Below are 12,421 nucleotides of genomic sequence, written 5' to 3' on the forward strand. Positions count from 1 at the left end.
ATGATTTATAAACTTATATCTGATGGTGACGAATTTCTGGACTTTAAATTCGACCACGAGCAAATAAAACAACTATTAGAAAAGTCGGGTAGTTGTAGTAGAGAATCGAGAATTAGTGTCAACAATTCTCCTAGAAGGTTTGGGGATGTCTACTCCGAACCTTTGAATTTTGAATTTATCCCGATGTTTAAAAAGCAAAAAGAAAAACCAATCCCAGATTTAAGCGTTAGAGATGGACGACTTTTTTTATCTCAAGAATCATACAGAGTTTTATACTCGTTAATAAAAAATGACGGTGAACTCTTACCAGTTAAATATCAAAAAGGAGATGGTTATTTTTTTACGCCCTTATCTGTTGCCAGTGTGGATCCCCAAGTGACAAAAAAAAACGAATGGGGAGATATTGTTAGCCTCGGTTTTGAAGAAAACAGCGTAAAAAATTACGCCGTTTTTCGAACTGAATATGACGGCTTTACGGGGCTTTATTGCCAAGAGAATATCAAGCAAGCGATTGAGGATAACAATTTAACTGGCCTATACATTACAACCGATTTAGCCAATATATTCCCAGAGGATAGAAGCACAGTAGAAAAAGCGAATTAAAAAGGGGCTTTGGCCCCTCTGTTTTATCCCAACCTTCCCGCAATTTCCTCAGCCGTAGGATTGTAATAAATCATCAGTGAACGCGGGTCACGATGTCCAACCATTCGCGCAACGTCTAGCAGCTTACAGTAAAAAACTAAAATAAGATATTGGACTGGTCAGCTCAATATCTTAATAATTTTTTCTATTTTTGCTGCCTCTATGTATCCGGTTATTTTGGTAATAAAGCGACCTTGTTGATCAAAAATAAGTGTGTAAGGAGTCGCTTCTATTTTACCCACAATATCCAGTAAGTTTTTGTTTGCTTTAACCACTGGAAATTGTGGGTTAGCTCGGTTAGCCCAATGACGTAAATAAAAGTCATTAGAACCAATGCCTGCCATAACAAATTTAACTTCATTATTTGAGACTAATTGATTATATTGACGCATTTGCTTTAAACACCAACGACACTCATTTTCATAAAAACTGAGAATAACCAAGGAACCATTTAAATCCTGAAGATTGAGTTGAGATTGATCCATTAAACTCAGAAGATTTAAATTGGGCAACTGTGATAGATGGCTTTGCGCTGGCTGATTATTGTGTGAAAAATTCTTATCTACAGACTTAGCGTTGACTGATGAAAGCCAACCCAAGCTGATGAAAAAATATAAAGGCCAATATTTCATGATTATTACTTGAATGTTATTTTCTACACTTATTTTTCTAACGAATATTTAAATCCTAAATAAAACTCTCTACCTTTTAGCGGGCCATAAATATGGGCGACATCGTACACTGGAGTACCGTTATCATTTTGCCAATAAAGAGGGCTATCCATATCTTTAACTTGCGTGAAATCTAGAAGGTTTTTTCCACCTAAATAAACTAAAATTTGTGAGTTAATTTGTTTCGATATTTTAAAGTTAACCAAGGTGAAAGCTTTTGCATCTGTCGATTTGAGTGCAGATAGTTCACCTGCATCAACCAAATCATTGGCATTAATATCATTAAACTGGTTATAACGATCTTGATATCCATAATCAGTAAGATCTCGTGCACCTACCCAGGTTGCATCTAGAGAAACTTTCCAAGTTTCATTATCATACTCAAGACCCAATAGCGCTCTTTTTTCTAGCGGAACGATTGCGAAAGTTTCTTTATAATTCTTTTGATATTGATAAAGCTCAACTGAGCCATTGAAATACCAGTTTTTTGAGAATTCATAACCGAAAACCCAATCGATGGTTGAGACTTTCATTGTTTCTGAGGAATTGAGCAGTGTTGGCCTGGTGGCGCTTTCAAAGTCAATATAGGCCAGATTTTTAACTTTGCTCCAAGCAAGTGAAGTTGTAGAGTTAAAGTTTTCTCCTTCGTAATTGAGGCTATAAGTTGCGCTGGTTGATTTTTCTATGTCTGTAACGGCTATCTCAAAACCATTATCGAGTATTCCATGATCAGATTCAAAGAAGGTTGCTGGTGTTCTAAAGCCCTGACCTAAAGAAAGTCGCGAGGTCCATTCGTCATTATGATCAAGACGCGTATGGATTCTAGGAGTGAAAAGTGTTTTGTCGATTTCATTTTTTTGAGTTGTTTGTTCAATCCAATTCGTTTGTAATTGATCGAATCGAATGGCCAGCTTAATTTCAAGTCCTTGTCGAGCAAACCATGAGTCTTGCAAATAGATTCCTTGTGAGCTTGTATCAAAACTATCGCCAGATATACTGGGATCGGCAAGTTGTATTAATGCGAGAGCTTCCGATTTTGAGCGCATTTCTTCTTTTTTAGCGTCAATGCCAAGAGTAAATAAATGCGCATCTCCAATGGTTTTTGTCCATTTAAAATCGACAAAGTCAATGGTGTCGGTATTATCATAATCAAAGCCCTCATAGTAAGAGTCTTGACTATGATCGACACGACTATAGGTCGCTTCCCAATGGTTTTCTCCATCGACTTCGTGAATCCAACGGAGCATAATTTCTGCTCGATCAGATTTTACCATTTCGGCCGTTTCCCAAGGGGCGGCTGTGTATTTTTGGCGCACATCTCCTTGTTCAAAAAATGCGCCCGGTTTAGTACTACCTAAAGCTTCAGATGCAATAACGCTGTTCCAGTCTTCTCCCATTGGGCCGCCAAAAATGTCGGATTCAAAATAGGAATAGCGTGCTTGGAAGTTATTGTTGTTGTTGACTTCGGCGTTAAATTTTAGCATGAGTGAAGTATTTTCCATGGCTGGATTTTCACTGACACCATTGTCATCTCCATCGGACTGATCAATATTTTGATATTGTATAGCTGTTGTTAGACCGAGTGATTTATCTTTATTCACGGTTGTACCTAACATTGAGATCATCTTATCGCCGTCGTCATGTATGGCAGTGTTGATTTGTATCATGTCTTGCGTTGCATTACGGGTTACTAGATTGATTGTTCCGCCGATTGCTTCTGGTGCAATTAACGAAGCGCCTGCGCCCCTGGCAACCTCAATTTCAGAAATACCTGTTGCGGTTATTGCGTCCATTCCGTAGTAAGAGGACACGACAGAATGCATTGGCACGCCATCAACTAATACAGTGGTGTGTTCTCCTTTTAAACCATTAATCATCACTCGTTTCATACCACACATAGAACACTCATTATTCACTCTTATACCTGGTTCGTTGGTAATGGCTTCAGTAAGAGTCATCGCTTGCTTTCGTTCTATGGTAGCGGCTGAGATTAACTCTGTTTTTTCAATAACGTTAGAAAGTCGACCTTTTTTATCAAGCCGTTCTTTGGTGCCAATAATGGTGAGTATTTCTTCTTTAACCTTTTCTTTCTTATCGATTTGTTCTTCTGTTTGCTCTTGCGGATTAGCATGCAGAGAATAAATGGGGAGTAGAGAAAGCAAAAACGCCAGTCTGAGGGGCTTGTAGTACATCTGAATTTCCTAATTAATATTAAGCAATATTGGTGAGCTGTTTTGCAAGCTATCCTATAGATTATTCGTAATGCAAACAAGAATGATTTTTATTTATTTTTTGATGTAGGTCAATATATTGACTTGTTGGAGCGTAATTTCTAGTCTATTTTATATGTTTTTTATATAGCTTATTGATATTAAAGGATTATATGAGCTGCTTGCGTAGTTAAATAGGCATTTAGTTAGCGCCCAATAAAGGAAAAGTGACTTATATTAGCTAACCCACAAACTCCGCTTATGGGTTAGTGTCATATTGAAAATAAAAATGAAATATTAAGGGAGGTTGTTTGGCGCAGAGTATTACCCATTTAAGAATTTTTATGCGTTAAATCGTTAACGTTAAAAAGTAGGTGTGCAATGTTATTACTTCTTATTAATTATCAAGAACGCAATATTTTATGAACTCTTTCTTGGATATCTTATTTTTATAATATGAATTTATTTGCTTTTAGTTGAATAGAAAGTATTAAATTTTTATTAAGAATATCTTAAGTTTTATATATATAGCTAAATCAAAATAGTTTGCGATGGAGTTTTTGGCGCATATCCCAAATTAGCAAACTACTTTTCCAGCTACAGCATCGCAGCTTATTTTGATTCAGCTATACCTTAATGCTTTTCTCTTTTTTAAGTATTAAAACTGTCATTTTTCAATGTTATATTTTTCACTTCTAAATAATATTGTTTTATTTGTAAATTAACTTTTGGATTACTTTTTTAATATGATTTAGCAATTGAAAACTATGAATTACTATTGGTAATGCTGTTTTTTTACAGGTTTTTAACTCAGGAGTATTTTATTTAGAGTCTATGTTATTTGCTTTTTAATCTCAAAAAATGTCAGAGGGAAAATATGAACTATCTAAATTTATTGACTAAAAAAACATTACTTTTATTAATCTTCACCAATATAGCTTCGATAGTAAATGCTTCTACTTTAATCAAATCTATGACAGACAGTTCAGGTAAAGTAACAGTTGCCGTTTTTGAACAAGTTTCACCAATATATCAACAACATTATACAAACTATGCTGTTAATGTGCCTGATGACTTTGTTGTGATTGGAGGTGGTGTTGAGGGTTCTCACCTTCCACAAGGAAATTTGATTACAGCCTCTTATCCAAATGCTCAATTATCAGCGTGGTTAGTTTCTACTAAGGATCATATGCATGCTGATGCAATTAAATTGAAAGCTTATGCACTTGGTTTAAAAATAAAAGGATTAACACGTAGTCAACTGCTTCAACATATATCTGTTAATGTTGCTAGCAGTAGTTGGGGGGCTCATCCTGATGTGTCTGCCGGTGTTTCTTCTGGTCACTTATTGATCGGCGGAGGGATTAAAGTTAATTGGTCTGGTCATGGTAACCTGGCCACCGCATCTTATCCTGACACTAGTTTTAGTTGGCGTGTAAAATCAAAGGATCATGGTGTTTCAAGTTATGCGACAACTCAAGCGTATGCAATTGGGATCCGTAATTATATTCCTGACGTTGGCAGTATTGGTGTCGATATTAACTCTGCTGGTTCATCACATACTGCGCATCCAGCTAGCTCTGTTGGAGTTCAGTCGGGATATGCGTTAACAGGATGTGGTGCTAATGTACATTGGAGTGGGGCTGGAAATTTACTCTGGAAATTGAAACCTTTCACTCAAATTTCTCAGCATGGTTGTGAAGGAAGTTCTAAAGATCATGTTTACTCTTCTCCGGCAACTATTACTACATATGCTCTCGGCATAAAGGTGCTTTAGTTTTTATTATCTCGATAAGGTGATGGCCCTCAATGAATGGGCCATCGTTGTTTACTTGTAAACGCCAAGTTGTTCGCTTTATAATTGCTACCGCTATATTGGTTCTGTGAGTTGAAAAATTTATTAGCTCAGATTAATAGGGAATTCAAAGCACAAGCAATAAGACTTGTCGCTGATGAAGCTGTCCCCGCAACTGTAAGCGCGAGTGTTTTAGTCTGTTATACCACTGAGAGTTTATGTCGATAATTTTGATGCGTTAAAATATCTAAATTATAGATATCTAAAGTCTTGGGAAGGTCGATAAAACATGAAGACCGTGAGCCAGAAGACCTGCCAATATAGGCGTCGTTTCTCTTTGCCGGGGTGTGCTTTAGAGAACGAATATCGTATACGACGCATCAGCTTGAAAATAGTGGAATATTGCCTGGTTGTGTCGATAACTTGATTTTATAAAATCAAGTTTTCTTGAACTCCGTTATATATTTCGCCTATTTTCTTGAAAACAAGTAGAGGCGTTAATGAGAACTCAGCAGAGTTTATTCTATTTTTTCATTCTCTCTTTTACTCACCAATTTAGACTTTTAGGTCATTATGAACTTGATGGAGTAGATGCATGCAGTTGAATAAAATTCCAGCAACCGTTGTTACCGGTTTTCTTGGTAGTGGTAAAACTACCTTATTATCCAATTTGTTAAAACAAGCAAAAGGAAAGCGTATTGCTGTTATTGTTAATGAATTTGGTGAACTAGATATTGATGCTGATTTATTGCGTAGTTGTCCTTTGGAATGCGAAGAAGAAAGCACAGGAAAAGGAGAGTCTGATACTGAGGGAGAAAGAGGGATTTTTGAACTAGCCAACGGTTGTATTTGTTGTACGGTTGAAGAAGAGTTTTTACCTGTAATGAAACAACTGGTGGAAAGGCGGGAAGATATTGATCATATTCTGATTGAAACAAGTGGATTGGCTTTGCCTAAACCGCTTGTACAAGCTTTCAACTGGCCAGAAATTAAACAGCATTGTACGGTAGATGCTGTGATTACCGTCATTGATGGACCTGCGGTAGCACAAGGGCGTTTTGCCAATGATGCGGATAAAGTTCAGGCGCAAAGATTAGCTGATGAAAGTCTGGATCATGATCCTAGTTTACAAGAGCTATTGGATGACCAATTAAGTGCAGCAGATCTAGTCGTGGTTAGTAAGAACGATTTGTTAGATGAAATTCAACGAGAGCAAGTTAAAAATACTGTCGACGCAAAAGTACCGAATGCAGTGAAAACTACTTACATCAGCCATGGTGATGTGCAGTTAGATGTATTAATTGGTATTGAGTCAGCTGCGGAAGAAAAAATTAATCAGGTACATAATCATCATGATGTTCATCATGAACACGGTGAACATCATGAACATGCACACGATCATTTTGATTCTTACGTGATAACTGTTGATGAAGTTGATGGTGAGCGGTTGCAAACTATTATTCAGGAACTAATTGCTCAACATACTATTTTTCGCGTAAAAGGATTTGTTGCTTTAGCGGATAAACCGATGCGCCAAGTTTTGCAGGTCGTTGGTCAACGATTAGATGTTCATTTTGATCGTTTATGGGGGAGCGCAGAATCAAGACAAACTCGACTCGTTTTTATCGGTAAACAACTTGACGAAGAATTACTGATCCAAGCTGTCAAGCAAGCCGAGTTAGAGAATGTGAGTAGCTAATGCATTTATTGGCTGCACAACCCGGTGGTTTTACTGATGATGAAGGTATTATCGATTTAAATCAAACGCCAGCCGATATTGTTATATTATCGGCGGCGGATAGTTCACTCGCTGCTTTAGCATCTGCAGCAGATTGCTTACCTGATGATTTTCCTGAAATTCGTTTAGCCAACTGGATGCAGTTATTAAAACCTGCTGCTTTCGATCTTTACCAAGATAAAGTACTTGATGAAGCAAAAGTTGTGGTCGTGTCGCTGCTGGGTGGGGAAAACTATTGGCCTTATGGTTTTCAACAATTACAAGTTTGGGCTGAGCAGGATAGTGTAAAACAACCGCGAAAGCTGATTCTTATCCCTGGCGATGATACTCCTGATGATAGTTTGTTTTTAGCTTCTAACATTCAAGCAGAGACGGCTCAAATTATTTGGCGTTTTTTACGTGAAGGTGGTGGCGTTAATAACCAACAGTTATTTTTATGTATCGCAGAACAGTTTTTGGATAAAGCTTATTCTTGGCATCAGCCACAGGTTTTTCCGCGATGTATGATTTATATGCCGCGACCTTTTCTTACTGACTTAATCGCTTCAAGAAAAAAATCAAAACTTAATTCTCATTCAATATCTCTGCAAGCGAGTTATTATGATTGGCAAAAGCGCTGGCAAGAAAATAATGTTAATGGACCTGTTGCCGTAATGTTGTTTTATCGTAGTCATTTACAAAGCGCTAACACTGATATGTTTGACCAGCTGGTAGAACTGTTTGAAAATGAAGGTATTAACTTACTACCCATTGCGATTGCATCACTAAAAGATCCTGAGTCAATTACCTTAGTGAATGCATTATTGCAACAAAGCCAAGCTAAATTAATTATCAATACAACGGGCTTTTCAAGTAACCGAGTTTCAAGTCCAGATTTGTCTTCACAGCCAACAGATTTCTTTTCCCCATTTGAATTGAAAATACCAATATTACAACTAATACTTTCTAGCAGTACCCAACAGGATTGGCAAAATTATTCTCAAGGTCTACGCAGCCGTGATATCGCAATGCAGGTGGTTTTGCCAGAAATGGATGGTCGAATTATTACGCGGGCAATGAGTTTTAAAGATGAAGCATTTTATTCTTGCAAATGTGAAATTTCAGTTGTCCGGTATGTATTACATCAAGAAAGGGCTCAGTTTATTGTTGAAATGGCCAGCCAATTTTGCAAACTGGCAACAAAGCCCAACCAGGAAAAACGGGTTGCTCTGATTCTAGCTAATTATCCAACTAAAGATGGAAGGATTGGTAATGGTGTGGGATTAGATACTCCCGCATCCGCCATTAATATTCTAACCGGGATGAAGTTGGCGGGTTATCCGATTGAATCTATCCCAGAAACTGGCGATGAGTTAATCAAACAGTTACAAGAAGCAGTGACTAATAATCTTGAAACGATAGATAGGCTTCCTTGTTGGCAGAGTCTTTCTCTAGAAATGTATCAAACTTTTTTTTCGCAATTGCCAATAGAGAGTCAACAAGCGGTTTTAGAACAGTGGGGTGAACCCACTCAAGATCCTAAATATCGGAATGGTCGATTAATGTTGGCTGGTATTCGTTTAGGAGAAACTTTTGTTGGCATTCAGCCCGCGAGAGGTTTTAACCTTGACTTAGCGGCTAACTATCATTCACCTGATTTAATTCCGCCACATAATTATTTAGCTTTTTATTTTTGGTTACGTCATTGCTATCAGGTTAATGCGATAGTGCATGTGGGTAAACACGGAAATCTTGAATGGTTACCGGGTAAGGGAACCGCACTCTCTAATCAATGTTGGCCTGATATTATTTTAGGGCCTATGCCTCATTTCTATCCGTTCATTGTTAATGATCCTGGGGAGGGAGCACAAGCAAAACGACGTACCCAAGCTGTGATTATTGATCACTTAATGCCACCTATTACCCGAGCGGAAGTTTATGGTGAATTAGCTGAATTAGAAGGATTGGTTGATGAATATTATCAAGCGATGGGAATGGACGAGCGCCGCGAAAATTGGTTAAAAGAAAAAATTATTGAACAAGTAAAAAGTTCACATGTGCTAGAGGAATTAAATTTAACCGAAAATGTTGAATCTAATACTGATATTGAAGTGGGTGAGTTTATCAATGAAGAAACACTTCTCAATGAGTTAGATACTTATCTGTGTGATATTAAAGAAGCTCAAATTCGACATGGTTTACATATATTAGGGGCTTTACCTGATACAGATAAACTGTGTGATACCTTGGTTGCATTATTAAGATTACCACGAGGAGATGATGAGCAAAATCAAGGTATACTGCATAATCTGGTGAGTGATTTAAAGCTGACACAAAATGGCGTTCTTTTCGACCCTTTAAGTATTGAAGCGAATGAGTGGAAAGGAGATAGACCGTCGATGTTAGCACAAGTTGATCAATCTGTTTGGAGAACTGAAGGAGATACGCGAGAACGCTTAGAGTTGCTCGCGCTTCAATTGGTCAAAGATTTTGTACTGGAAGATGGGCAAGTAAAAACTGATAAAGTTCTCCATGCAACCTTTCCGCGAACGGCGAAGCAACTAATCTATGCTAAAGAGATAATACTCGCAGCATTAAAACAAAGTGCTGATAAGGAAATTGGTTCATTGGTTAACGGTTTAGCCGGTGAATTTGTTGAACCTGGACCTAGTGGTGCGCCAACAAGAGGGCGTTTAGATACGTTACCAACAGGGCGTAACTTTTTTTCTGTTGATAATAGAGCGATACCCTCTCCGGCAGCATGGGCTATTGGAGAAATTTCCGCACAAGCGATGATCGAGAGGCATTTGCAAGAGCATGGCGATTATCCAAAGCAGATAGGTTTGTCTGTATGGGGAACTGCTACTATGCGGACTGGTGGAGATGATATTGCGCAAGCTTTTGCATTGATGGGAATAAAGCCCATATGGGCTCAAGGCTCGCATCGAGTCATTGATTTTGAAATTATTTCTTGTATGCAACTCGGACGTCCCAGGGTAGATGTTACTCTACGAGTGTCAGGTTTTTTTAGAGATGCATTTCCCAATGTTATGCGATTGTATGATGCCGCTGTTTTAGCAATTGCTGAATTTGAAGAGCCGGGTAATGGTAATGTTATTAAAGCGCACATTAATGCTCGTGTTAAAGAATTAGTCAAAAATAATATGAGTTATGATGAGGCAAAACGCCAAGCAAGTTACCGTGTTTTTGGCAGTAAACCAGGTGCTTATGGGGCTGGCTTACAAGGTTTAATTGACGAGCGTTGTTGGGAACAATCTGCTGATTTGGCTGAAGCTTATCTTAATTGGGGAGGCTATGCTTATGGCGATGGTAACAAAGACGGTGTGGAAGCTAAAACGGCTTTTAAAGATCGTTTAGGACAATTAGAAGTTGTCGTGCAAAATCAAGATAATCGAGAACATGATATTTTAGATTCTGATGACTACTATCAGTTTCAAGGTGGCATGACCAATGCGGTTAAAGAGTATTCTGGTGATACTCCGACCATTTATCACAATGATCATTCTAACCCCGCATTACCAAAAGTGAGAACATTGAAAGAAGAACTCAATCGAGTCATTCGTTCTCGTTTACTCAATCCTAAATGGATTAATGCAATGCGTGAACACGGGTATAAGGGGGCTTTTGAAATGTCTGCAAGTGTTGACTATTTATTTGCTTATGATGCCACAACCAATTTAATTGACGATTATCAATATGAAAAAGTGGCAGATAGTTTGGTTTTTAATCAAGAAAATCAAGATTTTTTACAACAACATAACCCACATGCGCTGGAAGAAATGGCGGAACGCTTGTTAGAGGCCGCCCAACGAGGACTTTGGCAGGCGCCGGGTGAATATGCCGAACAATTACAGGATTTGTTGTTGCATATAGATGCGCAACAGGAAGGTTTATCATAGTAATGATTCTTTTATCATTGGCAAATAAAAACTCAAGAGGTATCACGTGCAATTTTTTCCATTCTTTCATCGACTAGAACAACAACGATGTTTATTGGTTGGTGGCGGTAAAGTTGCGTTACGCAAGGCACGAGGATTATTATCGTCGGGAATTATCATTGATGTATTATCTCCAGAAATTTTAACTGGTTTAGTCGAGCTAGTAGATGAGTCTGGAGGGACTTGTTTGAGAGATTTATTTTCTGCAGAATTGATTCAGCAAGATTACCAATATATCATTGCTGCAACTGACTCTAAAATAGTGAATGCACAAGTTGCTGCTTTAGCTAAAACATTGAATATTCCTGTGAATGTGGTTGACGATCAAAATTTATGCGATTTTATTTTTCCCGCGGTGATTGATAGAAACCCTTTGACAATTGCAATCTCAAATAATGGTTCTTCTCCAATATTATCCCGGTTACTAAAGCAGCAGGTTAATCGTTTTGTGCCTGCTGCTTATGGATATTTGTCAGAGTTTGTTGGTAAGCATCGTAAAATTGTCAACGAACATATTACTGATGAACAACGGCGCGTTATATTTTGGGAACAGGTTTTACAAGGCTCTATTGCAGAAGCTATTTTTTCTGGAAATCATCAACAAGCTGAAAAAATGTTGTTTGATGCACTGGCCAATTTAGGCTCTTTTAACACCAGTGGAGAAGTTTATTTAATTGGTGCGGGACCAGGTGATCCTGACCTTTTAACTTTACGTGCTTTTCGTTTATTACAACAAGCAGATGTTGTTTTTTATGATAGGTTAGTCTCGTCGGAAGTGATGTCTCTCATTCGTCCGGAAGTCGAACAAATCTATGTTGGTAAAAAGAGAAGTAACCATTCTGTTCCTCAGGACAACATAAACCAACTATTAGTCAGTTACGCCAAGCAAGGTAAGCGTGTGGCTCGTTTGAAAGGGGGGGATCCATTTGTTTTTGGACGTGGTGGTGAAGAAATTGAACAGTTAGTCGATGATGCGATCCCTTTTCAGGTGGTACCTGGAATTACCGCCGCAAATGGCTGTTCTGCATACGCAGGTATACCATTGACTCATCGAGACTATGCGCAATCAGTACAGTTTGTTACCGGACAATTAAAGGAAGGTCATATTGATTTAAATTGGCAGGAGTTAATTTCACCTGGTAAAACTTTGGTATTCTATATGGGGCTAAATAGTTTGCCGATAATTTGCCAATCGTTAATTTCCAACGGAATGGAACAGAATATGTCTGTTGCGCTGATTGAAAAAGGAACCACTCAAGCGCAAAGAGTTTTTGTTTCGACACTCGAAAAAATATCAGAAGAATCAAAGCTTAATAATGTCTCTTCACCAACATTATTGATTATCGGTCATGTTGTTAAGTTATCGGAAAAACTTCAATGGTTTGAGAAGAGATAATTTTTATTTTAGAAGAGAGGATTAAATCTGG

At 38.0% G+C, this 12,421-nt stretch carries 7 protein-coding genes and 1 riboswitch; of the genes, 5 read left to right on the plus strand and 2 right to left on the minus strand.

From position 1 onward, the window contains the following. On the plus strand, positions 1–603 hold the full coding sequence (locus ACT5E3_RS07930) for a hypothetical protein (protein ID WP_444997762.1): 603 nt from the start codon (positions 1–3) through the stop codon (positions 601–603). A gap of 158 nt (positions 604–761) precedes the next feature. On the opposite strand, the gene ACT5E3_RS07935 is transcribed toward ACT5E3_RS07930, so the two are convergent. Next, a complete protein-coding gene (locus ACT5E3_RS07935; RefSeq protein ID WP_444997763.1) occupies positions 762–1,274 on the minus strand; it encodes a TlpA family protein disulfide reductase in 513 nt (170 codons plus the stop codon). A gap of 29 nt (positions 1,275–1,303) precedes the next feature. Then, positions 1,304–3,505: a TonB-dependent receptor plug domain-containing protein gene (locus ACT5E3_RS07940; RefSeq protein WP_444997764.1), complete on the minus strand. Its 2,202-nt coding sequence runs from the start codon at positions 3,503–3,505 to the stop codon at positions 1,304–1,306. An 895-nt stretch (positions 3,506–4,400) separates the two neighbouring features. Between ACT5E3_RS07940 and ACT5E3_RS07945 the strand changes: the two genes are divergently transcribed. The 4 genes from ACT5E3_RS07945 to cysG all read left to right on the plus strand — a co-directional run bounded on the left by ACT5E3_RS07945 (position 4,401) and on the right by cysG (position 12,390). Further along, on the plus strand, positions 4,401–5,300 hold the full coding sequence (locus ACT5E3_RS07945) for a hypothetical protein (protein WP_444997765.1): 900 nt from the start codon (positions 4,401–4,403) through the stop codon (positions 5,298–5,300). 82 nt (positions 5,301–5,382) lie between these two features. Next, a riboswitch (cobalamin riboswitch) is annotated at positions 5,383–5,652 on the plus strand. A gap of 261 nt (positions 5,653–5,913) precedes the next feature. Further along, positions 5,914–7,017: a cobalamin biosynthesis protein CobW gene (gene cobW / locus ACT5E3_RS07950; RefSeq protein WP_444997766.1), complete on the plus strand. Its 1,104-nt coding sequence runs from the start codon at positions 5,914–5,916 to the stop codon at positions 7,015–7,017. After that, positions 7,017–10,955, plus strand: coding sequence for a cobaltochelatase subunit CobN (gene cobN, locus ACT5E3_RS07955; protein ID WP_444997767.1), 3,939 nt, complete (start codon positions 7,017–7,019; stop codon positions 10,953–10,955). The genes cobW and cobN overlap by 1 nt, the downstream gene beginning before the upstream one ends. Before the next feature lie 46 nt (positions 10,956–11,001). Further along, positions 11,002–12,390, plus strand: coding sequence for a siroheme synthase CysG (gene cysG / locus ACT5E3_RS07960; protein WP_444997768.1), 1,389 nt, complete (start codon positions 11,002–11,004; stop codon positions 12,388–12,390). The last annotated feature ends 31 nt before the right edge of the window (positions 12,391–12,421 follow it).

It is taken from the genome of Aliikangiella litoralis, from assembly GCF_052495765.1.